The organism is Pseudomonas sp. LBUM1653, assembly GCF_059716115.1.
Map to the genome: position 1 here is coordinate 2,713,598 of NZ_CP166803.1, position 15,149 is coordinate 2,728,746.

A 15,149-nucleotide genomic window follows, 5' to 3' on the forward strand; every position below is an offset into this window, starting at 1 on the left:
GCAAGCTTTTGCAGGGACTATTGATGAGAGACATTGCCGGGGTAGGGGTGGTTCTAAAAACTCGCATCTGCAGGTGCAATGAACTCCTGCAGGCCGCCTGCCTCTCAACTTCAAGCGCTGTACATCAAGAGCACTCGTTCGCGACAAGGGAGAATGGGCCATGAGCAACGCGGCAACCCTCGAAAGTCTGCTGCAGCCGTTTGCCTGCCGCCCCGCGATAGGCACCGCGGACGCTGCGCTGCAACCGTTGATGCAGCAACTCATCAGGGCTGGATTTGCCGACCTGCCAATGCCCGGGCAAGGCCGAACCCTGGATCGCTGGCGCACCCTGGCCGCCGTCTCCGCCAGCGATCTGGCGCTGGCCAAGCTGTTCGAAGGTCATACCGATGCGCTGGCAATCATGGCCGAGCTCGAGCCAGACGAGCCACCGGCCGCGGGCAGCTGGGGAACCTGGGCGGCCGAGCCGGCCTTTGCCCGGCTCGACATTGTCGATCGCCAGGCAGGAAACGTTTACTTGCAGGGTCGCAAGGCCTGGTGTTCCGGCGCAGCCGTGCTTGATCGCGCACTCGTGACGGCATGGGATGAACAGCGGCGACCGCAGTTGGTGGCGGTCACGTTGCAGCAACCCACGATCAGGATACTCGACGAGGGCTGGGAGGCGGTTGGCATGGGCAGTACGGCCAGCGTCGATGTGCTGTTCGAAGGTACGCTTGGCCGTTGTGTCGGGACCCCGGGGCAGTATGTCGACAGACCCGGCTTCTGGCACGGTGGCGCGGGGATTGCCGCGTGCTGGTACGGCGCCGCTTGCGCGCTCGCCGGTTACCTTCGCCAACACTGTACGCAGCCGTACCGCGACGTCCATGCCGAGGCGCATCTGGGGGCCGTCGATGCGTCGCTGTGCACAGCCCGGGCTGCGCTTCGGGAAACGGCCATGTGGATCGATGACAACCCCCGACGCTCAGCGCAACTTCCGGGCCGGCGCTTGCGTGCCCAGGTCGAAGTCGCGGTCGACAGCGTGCTTGCACATGTCGGACGCGGGTTGGGTGCCACACCGTTCTGTCGTGACAGTCACTTCGCCAGGCTCGCCGCCGACCTGCCGGTATTCGTGCGCCAGAGCCATGCTGAAAAGGACTTGGCGCAGCTTGGGCAGCAGATTGCCGCGCAGCCGCTCGAGGGGTGGCGGCTGTGATCGCCGAGCCGGTTTCCCAAGGGCAAAATCTCATCCAGAGCCCGGGGACAACGCTGGCCGAATGGCAGGCCAGTGACTGGCTGGCGCACGTGCCAGCCATCACCCACCACCACCTGGTCCCTGCGGGACAGCGCCTGGTGGTGGTCGCCCCGCATCCCGACGATGAAGTCCTCGGTTGCGCCGGCATCCTCGCAGGGATGAAGGGCAACGAGGCCAACGTCATGATGATTGCGGTCACCGATGGCGAAGCCAGCCATCCGCGGTCGCAGCACTGGACACCGACACGCCTGCGACGGCAGCGCCCGGTGGAAAGCACGCGCGCGCTCGCCCGGATGGGGCTCGATGTCGATGCACTGGACTGGCAACGCCTGGGTTTGCCCGACAGCGCTGTAGCGGAGCAGGAGGCGATGTTGATCGAGCGGCTGGTGGCATTGATTCGCCCGGGAGATCGCGTGATCACCACCTGGCGCCTGGACGGACACTGCGATCACGAGGCGACTGGCCGGGCGACCGCCTGCGCGGTTGCGCAGCAGCAGGCCTGCCTGATGGAAGTGCCGGTCTGGGCTTGGCATTGGGCGCGACCGCACGATGCCCGAGTCCCCTGGGCACGGGCGCACAAATACCTGCTGGACCCGCAGGTGTTGGCGCGCAAGCGCCAGGCCATCGCCGCCCATGCCTCGCAGATCAGCCCTGAGGGCCAGACCCCCGCGGTGTTGAGCCGAGAAACCCTCGAACGACTACTGCAGCCTTTTGAACTGGTGTTTTTATGAGCCTGTCCCCCGACTACTTCGAGCAAATGTTCGAGGCCAGCGATGACCCTTGGTCCTTTCGTACCCGTTGGTATGAAAAGCGCAAGCGCGAGCTGACGCTGGCAAGCCTGCCGTGCCAGCGTTACCAACGTGTTTTCGAGCCAGCCTGCGCCAACGGCGAACTCAGTGCGCGGTTGGCCGAGCGCAGCGACGCGTTGCTGTGCCAGGACATGAACGCGAAGGCGGTGGGGCTCGCGCGCCAGCGCTTGAGTGCCCTGCACCATGTCCGCGTCGAGCAGGCCCGTATTCCGCAAGACTGGCCGGACGGTGACTTTGACCTCATCGTGCTCAGCGAAGTGGGCTACTTCCTCGATGCAGGCGAATGGCACCAGGTCATCGAGCAGACCTTGCGCAGCCTGGGCCCGGCGGGCGGCGTACTGGCCTGTCACTGGTTGCATCCGATCGAAGGCTGTTCGCAGGACGGTCGCGACGTCCACGCGGCGCTTGCCGAGCGCCTGCACCTGCATCGTCTGGTGCGCCATGAAGAAGCGGATTTCCTGCTTGAATACTGGAGCCGTACAGCGACCTCGATCGATCTTGCCGAGACCTGCCGGTGAACACTCAGGCGATTTTCACAGGGTGTGCCGGATGGAGCCTGGGCAGGGAATATTCGGCCGCCTTTACGTCTGAGGGGACCCACTTGCAGCGCTATGCGGCGCGACTGAACTGCGTTGAGATCAACAGCTCGTTTCATCGCCCGCATCGTCAGCAAACCTACCAGCGATGGGCCGCCTGCGTGCCGGCCGGCTTTCGTTTCAGCGTCAAGGTGCCCAAGCTGATCACGCACGAGCAGCGCCTGCAAGGCTGTGACCAGGCGCTCGATGAGTTTGTGCAGCAATGTTCCGGGTTGGACGAGCGCCTGGGCTGCCTGCTGGTGCAGCTGCCGCCGTCGCTGGCGTTTGTCGAGCCGGTGGCCGAGGCGTTTTTCATCAGCCTCAGGCGGCGTTTCCCCGGGCATGTGGTGCTCGAGCCCCGGCACGAGTCCTGGACAGGTGCCGAGGCAATGCTGGTGCACCATCACATCGCTCAGGCCGCGGTGGATCCTTCGCGTATCAGCACCGACTCAACGCCACGGGGCTGGCCGGGGCTCAAATACTGGCGGCTGCATGGGTCGCCACGCATTTACTACAGCCCCTATGACCTGCTTCGCCTGGAGCGGCTGGCGGTCGAGCTGCAGGCAGCCAAGGCCGACGGGCTCGCAGCCTGGTGCATTTTCGACAACACCGCCGGCGGCGCGGCACTGGGTAATGCCTTGACGCTGGCGCATTGCCTGGCCCAGCACTAAACCCCTTTGGTAGACGGCAACAGGATCGTCAGGATGCCCAGCAACGGCAGGAACGAGCACAGCGTGTACACGTATTCGATGCCGTGGATATCCGCCAAGTGCCCGAGCAGCGCGGCGCCGATGCCGCCGAAGCCGAACATTAGGCCGAAGAACACCCCGGCGATCATGCCGACGTTGCCGGGCACCAGTTCCTGGGCGAAGACCACGATGGCAGAGAAGGCCGAGGCAAGGATGAAGCCGATGATCATGCTCAACACGCCCGTCCAGAACAGGTCGACATAGGGCAGGGCGAGGGTGAAGGGCGCGGCACCGAGGATCGAGAACCAGATCACCTGCTTGCGCCCGATCCGGTCACCGATCGGCCCGCCGAAGAAGGTGCCGGCGGCCACGGCGCCGAGAAACAGGAACAGGTACAGCTGCGAGCTGGCCACCGACAGGTCGAACTTCTCGATCAGGTAGAAGGTGAAGTAGCTGGTGAAGCTGGCCATGTAGAAGTACTTGGAGAACACCAGCAATGCGAGGACCACCAGGGCGAAACTCACCCGCCTCCTCGACAGCCCATGGGTGGCCTTGGTGCCTTGCTTGAGTTTGAACAGGTTCAGATGGTTGCGGTACCAGCGGCTCAGGCCGTATTGCACGAGGATGGCGAATACCGCGAACAGGCCGAACCAGGCGACGTTACCCTGGCCGTAGGGGATGACGATGGCCGCTGCCAGCAGTGGACCGAAGGCGCTGCCAGCATTACCCCCGACCTGAAAGGTCGACTGGGCCAGGCCGTAACGCCCGCCCGAGGCCAGGCGCGCGACGCGGGAAGTCTCCGGGTGGAAGGTCGACGAGCCAATGCCCACCAATGCCGAGGCCACGAGAATCGCCCCGAAACTGCCGACCATTGCCAACATCAGGATGCCGATCAGGGTGCAGACCATACCGGCCGGCAACAGCCACGGCTTGGGGTGGCGGTCGGTGTAGTAACCGACCCAGGGTTGCAGCAGCGATGCGGTCAGCTGGAAGGTCAGGGTGATCAGGCCGACCTGGGTGAACGTCAGGCCATACGTGGCCTTGAGCATCGGGTAGATCGACGGCAGCACGGCCTGGATCAGGTCGTTGATCAGGTGCGCCAGGGCACAGGCACCGATGACGCGCATCACCAACGGGCTGGCTTGGCTGGCCACCGAGGCGGTGGCCTGGGTGGTGGTATTGGGGGAGGCGGCGGTACTGATGGACATGGGATCCTTCCAGAGAAAAAAACGCACAGCGGGCGCTGGCTGCCAGGCTCGAAAGCGCTAGCCATTTCAGGGTTCAGCGGTATCCTAAATGCCGTCCGATTGCCTGTCTCGCGCAATTCGGGAATCGACTATCGCAAAAAGGGCATCATGATCAAGTCGCTGGATGAATTCCTCAGAGAGATCGACGAGCGTGCCTGCGACGTGAGCAGCAGCGCCACCGACTACCCGGAAAACTGGGTGATCGAAGCGCATTCCCATGAAGCCCACCAACTGATCTACGCCATCGAAGGCGTGATGGTGGTGCACTCGGGATTGAGCCAGTGGACGGTACCGCCCAGCCGCGGGATATGGATGCCGAGCAGGCACATTCACTCGATTCGCTGCGTCGGTCCGTTGAAAATGCGCAGCCTGTTCGTGCGTCCTGACCCCTTTCCGGATATGCCGCGCGAACCCAGGGCGGTCAGTATTTCGGCATTGCTCAGTGAGTTGATCAAGGTCGCGGTGGATATCAGCGCACCCTACGACGCGGACTCGCGTGAAGGCCGGGTCATGCGCCTGATCCTCGATGAACTGAGGATCTTGCCCACCCTGCCGCTGCACCTGCCTCAGCCCTCGGATCCACGGATCAAGGTGGTGTGTTCAGCGCTGCAACGCGATCCCGGCGATGGCTCGACCCTGGCGCACTGGAGCGCTCGCCTGGACCTCGACGAGAAAACCATCCAGCGCCTGTTCCGCAAGGAAACCGGGATGACCTTCGGCCAATGGCGCCAGCAGGCGCGTTTGCTACTGGCCCTGGAGCGCATCGCCGTCGGTGAGAAGATCATCGACATTGCCGGGGAGCTGGGCTACGACAGCCCCAGTGCGTTCACCAGCATGTTCAAGAAACAGTTCGGCAAGACGCCCAGTCATTTCTTCAGGTAGGAGCGAGCATGCTCGCGATGGAGGCCAACGATAACGCGGGCTACCTGATACCCGCGCAGTTGTAGGAGCGAGCATGCTCGCGATGGAGGCCAACGATGACGCGGGCTTCCTGATACCCCGCGCAGTTGTAGGAGCGAGCATGCTCGCGATGGAGGCCAACGATGACGCGGGCTTCCTGATACCCGCGCAGTTGTAGGAGCGAGCATGCTCGCGATGGAGGCCAACGATGACGCGGGCTTCCTGATACCCCGCGCAGTTGTAGGAGCGAGCATGCTCGCGATGGAGGCCAACGATAACGCGGGCTACCTGACACCCCGTGGCGCTCTCAGATTTTTCGCGAGCATGCTCGCTCCTACAGGGCATCCAGCAACGCCTCGTGAAAGTAAGCCTTCGATGCCCGGTCGCAGAGGATGAACAACCTCGGCTGCTGCTCGGACGTGGCGTTGATCACGATCACGTTGATGCGCGCCGCCGAGGTTTGTGCCACGGCACCGGGGCCGAACGCCTGGGTGCTCATGTCGACGCCGCAGAGTTTGGCCATGACCTCGGGCAGGTGCTGACCACTGAGCTGGAACCAGGCATGGCTGTCCTGGCGCGGCAGCAGGTAATTGGCCTGATGGTCCAACGCCCAGCGGGCTTCTTCCTCGGCAATGCGTTCGCCTTGATCCTGCCCACTGCCCAGCAGCAGGTATTCGGTCTGGGACAGACGCACTGCGCAGCTGCCGTCAATCTGGGTAACGGCGCGATTGGGCGCGTCCGGCAGCACAAAGTGCCGACTCTGCAAGTATTGCGCGCTGTCGGCACCGCGAAACCCGACCCGGGGCAGATCGGTCAAGTCGGTCAGCGCACAGGTGGGCAGGAGGGCAAAGGCCGGCTGCCCGGCGCTGTGTTGTTGTCTCAGGCTGGTCATGGCTCAAAGCTCCTGGCGCAGGTTGGTGGGGTCGAAAAAGGGTAACGGCACCACATCGGCGTGAACCACGCGGCCACCTTCGACGCGGATCGCAATCCGTTGCCCGGGTGTGCTCTGGTCGATGCCGGCGTACGCCAGGCCGATGATCTTGCCCAGGCTCGCCGAGTACTCACAGGACGTGACGTTGCCGCTGATGTCCGGGCCGTTGAGCACCAGATGACCTTCCAGCGGTTGCGGGCTGGCCTTGGGCAAGGTGAAACCCACCAGTTTGCGTGTTTGCGGCTGGGCTTCGAGGATGTCCACCGAGCGCCGCCCGACGAAGAACGGCTTGTTGCGACTGACCGCCCAGCCCATGTCGATTTCCGAAGGATGGGTCATGCCATCGGTGTCCTGGCTGATGATCACATGGCCTTTTTCCAGGCGCAGCAAACGCTGGGTTTCCACGCCGAAAGGGCGGATGTCATGGGCCTTGCCGGCCTCCATCAGCGCGTCCCACAGCTTGAGACCATGGCGCGCCGGTACGTGGATTTCATAACCCAGCTCGCCGACAAAACCGACTCGCAACAGCCGGGCCTTGATCCCGGCCACGGTGCCTTGACGCACGCCCAGGTAGGGGAACGCTTCAGCGCTGAGGTTGAGGTCGGTGCAGACCTTTTCCAGCACTTTGCGCGAGTCGGGACCGGCGACATTGACCGCGCAGATCGCCGCCGTGACGTTGGCGACGTCCACGTCCAGGCGCCATTGCGCGTTCCACTTGAGCATCTGCTGGTAGATGCGATCCACGCCGCTGGTGGTGGCGGTGACGTAGAAATGATTGTCGGCGAAACGTGCGCAGACGCCGTCGTCGATCACCACTCCGTGTTCATTGGTCATCAGCGCATACCGGGAGCGACCGATCGGCTGCTTGAGGAAGGCAAAGGTGTACATCCGGTTGAGCAGTTCGGCGGCGTCCGGGCCGCGCACATCCAGGCCGCCCAACGTCGAGACGTCGATGATCCCGACCTTGTTGCGCACATGCAGGGCTTCGGCTTGCATGCACGCCTCACGGTTGCTGGCATCGCCGTAGTAGGCCGGACGCTGCCAGATGCCCGCCGGCATCATCTTCGCGCCGGCTTGCAGGTGCCGGGCATGCATGGGTGTTTGTCGATACGGATCGAACGCTCTACCTGCGACGTGGGCCAGTTTCTCCGCGACAAAGGGCGGGCGCGCGGTGGTCACGCCGGTTTCGCTGATGTTGCGCTGGGTGGCCCAGGCGACCAGGCGCGCGGTCGGCAGTGCCGAGTGACGCCCTTGCGAGGGCCCCATGCCCACTGTGGAATAGCGCTTGACCAGTTGCACGTCGCGATAGCCGATGCGCGTGGCATTGACGATGTCCGCCACTTGCAGGTCCTCGTCGAAATCGACGAAGTCCTTGCCCTTGGGGTGAGGGAAGATCGGCCAGTTGAAGTTGACACGCAGCTCGCTGTCCAGGGGCGCCCGGTGCACACCGACCGCCAGCCCCAGCGCAGACGCGGCGTCGGCACCGGCATTGACGCCGTCGGCGATCACATTGTCGAGGCGGTGACGGCCATTGACGTCGCCTGCGACCGCGAGGTTTTGAGGCAGTCCGCTGAGGGTGAATTCGGCGCGCTGATCGTCGTAGGACAGCTTGCCGCCTGCCTGACAGAGCAGTTGATAGACCGGCATGTAACCGGCGGACATGCACAACAAGTCGCAGTCCAGGCGCTGCCCGCTCTCGGCGACCTGGCCCTGGGCGGTGATCTTGCGCACGTCGACGCCGTTGACATGGCGCAGGCCTTTTTCGTGCAGGGCTTCATACACGGTGCTATTGCGCTGGCAGGGGATCTTGCGTTGCGCCAGCGCTCCCAGCAGGGCCTCATCACCCGGACCATGGCGCAGGTCCACCACCGCGGCGACTTCCACGCCCTGATCAAACAAGTCCAGGGCGGCGAGGTAACCGTCATCGTTGCCCGTCAGCACCACCGCGCGCTTGCCCGGCTTGACCGCGTACAGCTTCATCAGGCGCTGCGCGGCGCTGGTCAACATCACGCCGGGCAAGTCGTTGTTGCGAAACACCACCGGCTGGTCGAACGCACCGCTGCACACCAGGCACTGTCGGGCGCGCACCTTATACATCCGTTTACCCTGGATCACTGGCAGGTAATTGTCGGTGAACCAGGCGTTGCAGGTCGCCTCGGTGAGGATGCGAATATTGGCGTGCTGCTGCACCGCCGCGAGCAGTTCGCGGCGCAAGGCGTCGGCGCGAATGCCTGCGATATCGAAGCGGGCATAGGTCAGCGAACCGCCGAGGACCGGCTGTTGCTCGATGAGCAACACCTTGGCCCCGGCATTGGCCGCGGTCAGGGCCGCGTGCAGCCCGGCGGGACCGGCGCCGATCACGGCCAGGTCGGTGAACAGGTAGGCCTTGTCGTAGTATTCGGGCTTAAACGTCAGGTCCAGTACACCCAGGCCGGCCTTCTTGCGAATGATCGGTTCCCAGACTTTCCACATGCCCTTGGGCTTGTAGAATGAGCGGTAGTAGAAGCCCACCGGCATGAACCTGGAGAACTTGCCCAGATAAGCGTCGCGGTCGTTGTCCAGCGAGCCGCTGACGTTCTGCGCCGTCACCTGCAAACCGGCCGCCAGCGCGTGCGCATCGGCCAGAACGTTGGGCTCCTGGGGCAATTGCACCAGGCTGTTGGCGTCCTGCCCGGCCATGGTCAACGGACCACGCGGGCGATGGTATTTGAACGAACGGGAAATCAGGAAACGTCCGTTGGCGAGCAGGGCGCTGGCGATGCTGTCACCTTGCAAGCCCTGGTAGGGTCGGCCATCGAAACTGAAATCGAGCGGCTGGTCACGGTCGATCAACAGGCCCATCGGGGCGGGTAGGCGGTTCATCCGGCGATCTCCTTGGCGGCGTTGAAGTCGACGCGGGCGGTGAAAAGTTCTTTGGGGTCGAAGGTGCGCAGGATTTCGTCGGTCACGGTGTGCCGTTCCGCGAGAAACCAGTAGCTCGAGGGCGTGTGCATCCACCATTCGCGGACCACACCGGCGAGGTTGTCGGTGTTGAACACGTAGTCGGCCCACTCGGCATCGGTACACGTCACCGGATCGGGCATGGGTTTGAATTCACCGCCGTAGGTGAACTCGCTGATATTGCGTGGCCCGTTGAGCGGGCAATTGATGATTTTCATGGTCCGCTCTCCCTCAGTGACTGGCCGCCGTAGCGCCCATTTCGTTGACTTGCCGGAAGGTCGAGAAACGCTCCAGCCCGAAGGGCTTGATCAGCTCCGGCACCTTGCCGCCGCTGGCCACCAGTTCGGCCATGGTCTTGCCGCAGATAGGCGTGGCCTTGAAGCCCCAGGTGCCCCAACCGGCGTCCAGGTAGTAATTCTTTACCGGCGACAGGCCCATGATCGGGCTGTAGTCCGGGGTCATGTCGGTGATCCCGGCCCACTGACGCATCAGCTTGGCGTTGGCCAGGAACGGGAACATCTCGATGGCGTGGGCCAACAGGCTTTCCTTCAGATCGAGGGTGGAGCGGGTGTTGAACAGCGGGTACGGATCGGAGCCGCCGCCGAACACCACTTCGCCGCGGCTGGTCTGTTGCACATAGCAATGCAGCGCCGAGGAGCTCACCAGCGGATCGAGAAAGGGCTTGAATGGCTGGGTGACCATGGCTTGCAGCGGGAAGGTCTGGATCGGCGAACGAATCCCGGCCTTGGCCATCAGCAGCGAACTGTGCCCGGCAATCGCCTGCACCGCGCAGCCGCACTTGATGGTGCCGCGATTGGTCTTCACGGCGGTGATTGCGCCGTTCTCGATGATCAGGTCCTGCACTTCGGTGAGCTGATGAATTTCCACGCCACGCTTGGCCGCCTGCTTGGCGTAGCCCCAGGCCACCGCGTCGTGGCGCGCGGTGGCGCCGTCGATGTGCCAGAGGCCGGCGATCACCGGCAGGTGGCCGGGGTCGAGGTTGAGGCTGGGCACCAGTTCGCGGATCTGCTGGCGGTCGATCATTTCGGTGCGACCGCCGAAGTGCTTGTTGACCTCGGCCCGCTGGCGGAACGAGCGCACGGTGGCATCGGTGTGGGCCAGGGTCAGTTGGCCGCGCTCGGAGTACATGATGTTGAAATCGAATTCATTGGACAGGCCCTGGAACATCCGCACCGATTCGGCATAGAAACGTACGCCTTCGCTGGTGAGGTAGTTGGAGCGGATCACCGCGGTGTTGCGCGCGGTATTGCCACCGCCCAGATAGGACTTTTCCAGCACGGCGATGTTGGTAATGCCGTGATACTTGGCGAGGTAGTAAGCGGTGGCCAGGCCATGACCACCGGCACCTATGATCACCACGTCATAGCTTGATTTCAAATCGCACGGTGGCGGCAGATCCACTTCGACCGGGTACTCGGAACTCAGCCCGTACTTCAAGAGATTGAACGGCATACGGCCTCCGATTGGCTGTGGTGTTGCATAAGGGCCGCGGTCACGGTGTTTTTCATCAGGAAGGCTATGGTCATCGGCCCGACACCACCGGGTACCGGGGTGATCGCCGCGACCTGGGGCAGGGCACTGTCGAAGTCGACATCGCCGACCAGGCGGCTGCGACCGGCGTCGTCGATGCGATTGATGCCGACGTCGATCACCACCGCGCCGGCCTTGAGCCAACTGGCGTCGATCAAGCGGGGACGGCCGACGGCGGCGATCACGATGTCTGCCTGACGGCACAGAGCCTGTGGATTCGGGCTGCGCGAATGCAACACCGTCACCGAGCAGTCGGCCTTGAGCAGCAGCGCCGCCATGGGCTTGCCGACGATGTTCGAGCGGCCGATCACCACCGCGTGCTTGCCGCGCAGATCGCCGCAGGTTTGTTCCAGCAAGTACAGGCAACCGCTGGGCGTGCAGGGCGCGAGTACAGTGCGGCCCTGACTGAGGCCACCGACGTTTTCACTGTGGAAACCGTCGACGTCCTTGCCTGGATCGATGGCTTGCAGCGCCCGCAGTTCATCGACGTGAGCGGGTAGCGGCAACTGCAAGAGAATGCCGTGGATCGAGTGATCTGCATTCAGGCAGGCGATCAGATCGAGCAGCTGTTCGGTGCTGGTGTCCGTGCTCAGCCGATGTTCCAGGGAGCGGATGCCGACCTCTTCTGCGCGCAGAATCTTGTTGTGCACATAAACCTGGCTGGCCGGGTCGCTGCCGACCAGGATCACCGCCAGGGCCGGCTGGATGTCACGCGCGCGCAGGCTGTCGACGTCCTTGCGGACCTCGATCAACACCCGGGCGGCGGCGGCTTTGCCGTCAATCAGTCGGGGTGTGTTCACCGGAAGATCACCGTTCTGTCCTGGTTGAGGAAAACCCGGTGTTCCAGGTGGTACTTGACCGCCTTGGACAGGGCCACGGTCTCGGTGTCACGGCCGGTGGCCACGAGGTCGTCCGGCATATAGACGTGATCGACCCGCTGCACCTCCTGCTCGATGATCGGACCCTCATCGAGATCGCTGGTGACGTAGTGGGCGGTGGCGCCGATCAACTTCACGCCGCGCTGGTAGGCCTGGTGATACGGCTTGGCGCCCTTGAAACCGGGCAGGAACGAATGGTGGATGTTGATCGCCCGACCGGCGAGTTGTCGGCACAGGTCGTCGGAGAGGATTTGCATGTAGCGCGCCAGCACCACCAGTTCGGTGCCGGTGTCGTCGACCACCTTCATCAGCTCGGCTTCCTGGCGGGCCTTGGTGTCCTTGGTGACCGGCAAGTAGATGAAGCGAATACCCTCGCGCTCGGCCATGGGCCGCAGGTCGAGGTGGTTGGAGACAATGGCGGTGATGGTCATGTCCATCTCGCCTTTGTGGTAGCGGTAGAGCAGGTCGGTCAGGCAGTGGTCGAACTTGCTCACCATCAGCAGCACGCGCATGGGCTCACGGGTGTCATGCAGTTCCCAGTGCATGTCGAAAGCCTGGGCGACGTCGCTGAAACCGTCCTTGATTTGCTGGATATCCCCCGCGTGGCCATCGTTGAAACGGAACACCGCGCGCATGAAAAAGCGCCCGCTGAAGTCGTCGTCGAACTGCGCCATCTCCCCGATGTAGCAACCGTTTTCCGCCAGATAGGTGGTGACGGCAGCGACAATGCCGGACACCGCGGGACAGGTGATCTTGATGATGAAATGGTTCTTTTGGTGTTGCATGACACGTCCTCGGGATGATGGCGGCAGCTCATCGCATAGCGAAAAAATGTCAGCGGACAGCGAGGCTCATTCCTTGAGCGCGTTTTCTTGTTAGGAATAAAATATTCCTGTTGGTGGTTTTATATGGGGAATGGTGCAGCGCGTCCAGAGGTTTTGTGAAATTTTTTTAACTGGTGGGAATTTTATTGGGCGTTCACGTCCTGTAGGAGCCAGGCTTGCCGGCGAAGGCGCCCGATAGCCTGACGCAACATCCAACGGCCCATCGTCGCCGCCCGCAGCAAGTCGGCTCCTACAGGGGAAATGCATACGGCTTCCGATCAGGCCGGCCGGTAGGCCGCCTCGCTTTGGCTTTTGCTCTGGCTTTGGCTTTGGCTTTGGCTTTTGATTTTCTTGCCCCCTCACGCCCTGAGCCTGTCCGTCAACGTCAACGCCTGTGGGAGATTGTTGTCTGAATACATATCCATTGCTGCGGTAACGACCACTTAGGGTTTCGCCCTTACGGCGACTCACTTTTGAAAGAGCCCAAAAGTAAGCAAAAGGCTCTTGCCCCACCACTCGGTGCCTCGCTTAGGCTCGGCATGCCGTAACGAAGGCATTGCTCCGTGGGTCGCCGCGATGGGCCATCCCTGGCCCAGCGCGGCTAAACCGGCGTCCTGCCGGTTTCCCCACTGCGCAATGCCTGCGTTCGGCCATCGTGGTTTAACGGGGCGCCCAGATCTAAAGCCAAAGCGAGGCGGCCTGACAGCCGACCTGATTCAAGTGAGCACGCCCTCCTGTAGGAGCGATGCTTGCTCGCGATGGACATCAACGATAACGCGCCCTGTCTGGATGAACGCGTTGTCTGGACGTTCATCGCGAGCAAGCTCGCTCCCACAGGGGAATGCGGACAGACCTGCAATCAGGTCGGCTTTAAGGCCGCCTCGCTCTGCTTTGGCTTTTGATTTTCTTGCCCCATCGAGAGGCCGAGTGGAGGTTCTGCGCAGTGGGCAAACCGGCATGGATGCCGGTTTAGCCGCGCTGGGCCAAGGATGGCCCATCGCGGCGGGCCCACGGAGCAGGACCGGAGCGAGGGCATGCCGAGCCCCAGCGAGGCACCGAACGCCAGGGGCAAGAGCCCTTGGTTACTTGGGGCTTTTCCAAGTGACTCGCCGTAAGGGCGAAACCCTAAGTGGCCGTTACCGCAGGAATGGATATGTACTCCGACAAAAAATAATAGCCCGCCATCGCAACAAGGCCGACAACCTTGCACTCATGAAATTAAACATGTATTTTTTCATGAAATTAAAACTATAAAATTTCATGGAGCCGGTATGTTTCAGCAATCCACCCAGCATGTCTCCAGCTATTACGCCCAAACGTGCGCCGGTCGCCTGGTCAATCGAGCGGTATTGGAAGGCGAGCAGGACACCGAGGTGCTGATCATCGGTGCCGGCTTCAGCGGATTACACACGGCGCTGCGCCTGGCGCTGGCCGGCAAGCGAGTGACCTTGCTGGAGGCCAGCCGGGTTGCCTGGGCCGCGTCGGGACGTAATGGCGGCCAGGCCATTCTCGGTTGGTCCTGTGACATGCCGCCGCTGGAAGCCGCGCTGGGTCATGAGCGCGCGCGCCGGTTGTGGGACGGCATGCGCTGGGCAGCACAAGAGTTGCGCGAATTGCCCATACGCCATGGTTTCGATTGCGACTACCGGCCCGGCCATCTCTGGACTTCGGTGATGCCACGGCGGGTCAGCCTGTTGACCCAATGGCAGCACGAGGCCAGCCACAAATGGGGGCATGACGGTTTGCGCTTCATCGAGCGCGCCCAGTTGCCCGAGTGGGTGGCCAGCGAGCGTTATCAGGCCGGCTTGTTCGACCCCGAAGGCGGGCATTTGAACCCGCTGAAACTGGCGCTGGGACTGGCCGCCGCGATTGAGCAGGCCGGTGGCGTGATTCATGAACAAAGCAAAGCGTTGAATTATCGCGAGGACGCAAACGGCTACGTGGTGACGACTGAACGCGGTCGCATCCGCGCCGATGTCCTGGTATTGGCCTGCAATGCCTATCTTGACCGGCTCGACCCGCAGCTATCGAGTTGCGTATTGCCCGTTGGCACGTATCAGGTGGCCACGGCGCCGATGTCCGAGGCACAGGCAAGCGCGCTGCTACCCAGCAATGCCTGCGTCACCGACAACCAGTTCGTGCTCGATTATTTCCGCCGCACGCCGGACAACCGGCTGCTGTTCGGCGGCGGCTGCACCTATCTGGGTGGCATGCCCAAAGACATCGCCGGCGCCACCCGGCCGTGCCTGGAAAGGGTGTTTCCCCAATTGAAGGGCATTGAATTGGAGTTCGCCTGGGGCGGTCACATCGACCTGACGCTCAAACGCACGCCCGACATCGGTCGACGCGGCGACCTGTACTGGTTACAAGGCTATTCCGGGCACGGCGTGCTGCCGACCCTGGCCGGGGCGCGGGCGGTGTCCGACGCCATTCTCGGCCTGCCGGATGAGCTGGCGTTGTATCAGGGTTTGACCAACGCCAGCTTTCCCGGCGGCAAATACATGGCAGCGCCGCTGGAAGCCATCGGCAAAGCCTGGTACCGGCTGCGCGACAGCATTTGAATCGGCACTTTCTGGA

At 62.9% G+C, this 15,149-nt stretch carries 14 protein-coding genes; 7 read left to right on the forward strand and 7 right to left on the reverse strand.

Going from position 1 to position 15,149, the window contains the following annotated elements:
- Positions 1-160 precede the first annotated feature (160 nt).
- Genes ACA054_RS12390 through ACA054_RS12405 form a run of 4 tightly spaced genes read left to right on the forward strand, consistent with a single transcriptional unit; the run spans position 161 to position 3,283 of the window.
- Positions 161-1,189: an acyl-CoA dehydrogenase family protein gene (locus ACA054_RS12390; RefSeq protein WP_497689631.1), complete on the forward strand. Its 1,029-nt coding sequence runs from the start codon at positions 161-163 to the stop codon at positions 1,187-1,189.
- Positions 1,186-1,959, forward strand: a complete 774-nt coding sequence (locus ACA054_RS12395) for a PIG-L deacetylase family protein (protein ID WP_497689632.1) — start codon at positions 1,186-1,188, stop codon at positions 1,957-1,959. Before ACA054_RS12390 ends, ACA054_RS12395 begins: the two co-directional genes overlap by 4 nt.
- Positions 1,956-2,555 carry a class I SAM-dependent methyltransferase gene (locus ACA054_RS12400; RefSeq protein WP_497689633.1) on the forward strand — a complete coding sequence of 200 codons (600 nt, stop codon included), beginning with the start codon at positions 1,956-1,958 and terminating at the stop codon, positions 2,553-2,555. Before ACA054_RS12395 ends, ACA054_RS12400 begins: the two co-directional genes overlap by 4 nt.
- On the forward strand, positions 2,552-3,283 hold the full coding sequence (locus tag ACA054_RS12405) for a DUF72 domain-containing protein (RefSeq protein ID WP_497689634.1): 732 nt from the start codon (positions 2,552-2,554) through the stop codon (positions 3,281-3,283). Before ACA054_RS12400 ends, ACA054_RS12405 begins: the two co-directional genes overlap by 4 nt.
- On the opposite strand, the gene ACA054_RS12410 is transcribed toward ACA054_RS12405, so the two are convergent.
- Positions 3,280-4,509, reverse strand: coding sequence for an MFS transporter (locus tag ACA054_RS12410; protein WP_497689635.1), 1,230 nt, complete (start codon positions 4,507-4,509; stop codon positions 3,280-3,282). The two genes, ACA054_RS12405 and ACA054_RS12410, sit on opposite strands and share 4 nt — an antisense overlap.
- A gap of 99 nt (positions 4,510-4,608) precedes the next feature.
- On the opposite strand from ACA054_RS12410, the gene ACA054_RS12415 reads away from it, so the two are divergent.
- Positions 4,609-5,430: an AraC family transcriptional regulator gene (locus ACA054_RS12415; protein WP_497689636.1), complete on the forward strand. Its 822-nt coding sequence runs from the start codon at positions 4,609-4,611 to the stop codon at positions 5,428-5,430.
- A 352-nt stretch (positions 5,431-5,782) separates the two neighbouring features.
- Here the strand turns inward: ACA054_RS12415 and ACA054_RS12420 are convergent, their stop codons facing one another.
- From ACA054_RS12420 to purU, 6 genes are read right to left on the reverse strand one after another with little or no spacing between them, the layout of a single operon-like run.
- On the reverse strand, positions 5,783-6,340 hold the full coding sequence (locus ACA054_RS12420; RefSeq protein WP_497689637.1) for a sarcosine oxidase subunit gamma: 558 nt from the start codon (positions 6,338-6,340) through the stop codon (positions 5,783-5,785).
- A gap of 3 nt (positions 6,341-6,343) precedes the next feature.
- Complete coding sequence (locus ACA054_RS12425) at positions 6,344-9,241, reverse strand: 2Fe-2S iron-sulfur cluster-binding protein (protein WP_497689638.1); 2,898 nt, start codon at positions 9,239-9,241, stop codon at positions 6,344-6,346.
- Positions 9,238-9,537, reverse strand: a complete 300-nt coding sequence (locus ACA054_RS12430; RefSeq protein ID WP_497689639.1) for a sarcosine oxidase subunit delta — start codon at positions 9,535-9,537, stop codon at positions 9,238-9,240. Before ACA054_RS12430 ends, ACA054_RS12425 begins: the two co-directional genes overlap by 4 nt.
- A 13-nt stretch (positions 9,538-9,550) precedes the next feature.
- Entirely contained in the window at positions 9,551-10,792 is a 1,242-nt protein-coding gene (locus ACA054_RS12435) for an FAD-dependent oxidoreductase (protein WP_497689640.1), read from the reverse strand.
- Positions 10,774-11,670, reverse strand: a complete 897-nt coding sequence (gene folD, locus ACA054_RS12440; protein WP_497689641.1) for a bifunctional methylenetetrahydrofolate dehydrogenase/methenyltetrahydrofolate cyclohydrolase FolD — start codon at positions 11,668-11,670, stop codon at positions 10,774-10,776. The genes ACA054_RS12435 and folD overlap by 19 nt, the downstream gene beginning before the upstream one ends.
- Positions 11,667-12,533, reverse strand: a complete 867-nt coding sequence (purU, locus tag ACA054_RS12445; protein ID WP_497689642.1) for a formyltetrahydrofolate deformylase — start codon at positions 12,531-12,533, stop codon at positions 11,667-11,669. Before purU ends, folD begins: the two co-directional genes overlap by 4 nt.
- A gap of 788 nt (positions 12,534-13,321) precedes the next feature.
- On the opposite strand from purU, the gene ACA054_RS12450 reads away from it, so the two are divergent.
- Together ACA054_RS12450 and ACA054_RS12455 are read left to right on the forward strand one after the other, a co-directional pair.
- Positions 13,322-13,474, forward strand: a complete 153-nt coding sequence (locus ACA054_RS12450; RefSeq protein WP_497690411.1) for a hypothetical protein — start codon at positions 13,322-13,324, stop codon at positions 13,472-13,474.
- 369 nt (positions 13,475-13,843) lie between these two features.
- Entirely contained in the window at positions 13,844-15,133 is a 1,290-nt protein-coding gene (locus ACA054_RS12455; RefSeq protein WP_497689643.1) for an NAD(P)/FAD-dependent oxidoreductase, read from the forward strand.
- The last annotated feature ends 16 nt before the right edge of the window (positions 15,134-15,149 follow it).

Coding starts and splice junctions, on each gene's coding strand:
- ACA054_RS12390 (WP_497689631.1), top strand. CDS start 161: ATGAGCAACGCGGCAACCCTCGAAAGTCTGCTGCAGCCGTTTGCCTGC.
- ACA054_RS12410 (WP_497689635.1), bottom strand. CDS start 4,509: ATGTCCATCAGTACCGCCGCCTCCCCCAATACCACCACCCAGGCCACC.
- ACA054_RS12400 (WP_497689633.1), top strand. CDS start 1,956: ATGAGCCTGTCCCCCGACTACTTCGAGCAAATGTTCGAGGCCAGCGAT.
- ACA054_RS12430 (WP_497689639.1), bottom strand. CDS start 9,537: ATGAAAATCATCAATTGCCCGCTCAACGGGCCACGCAATATCAGCGAG.
- ACA054_RS12435 (WP_497689640.1), bottom strand. CDS start 10,792: ATGCCGTTCAATCTCTTGAAGTACGGGCTGAGTTCCGAGTACCCGGTC.
- ACA054_RS12420 (WP_497689637.1), bottom strand. CDS start 6,340: ATGACCAGCCTGAGACAACAACACAGCGCCGGGCAGCCGGCCTTTGCC.
- purU (WP_497689642.1), bottom strand. CDS start 12,533: ATGCAACACCAAAAGAACCATTTCATCATCAAGATCACCTGTCCCGCG.
- ACA054_RS12455 (WP_497689643.1), top strand. CDS start 13,844: ATGTTTCAGCAATCCACCCAGCATGTCTCCAGCTATTACGCCCAAACG.
- ACA054_RS12425 (WP_497689638.1), bottom strand. CDS start 9,241: ATGAACCGCCTACCCGCCCCGATGGGCCTGTTGATCGACCGTGACCAG.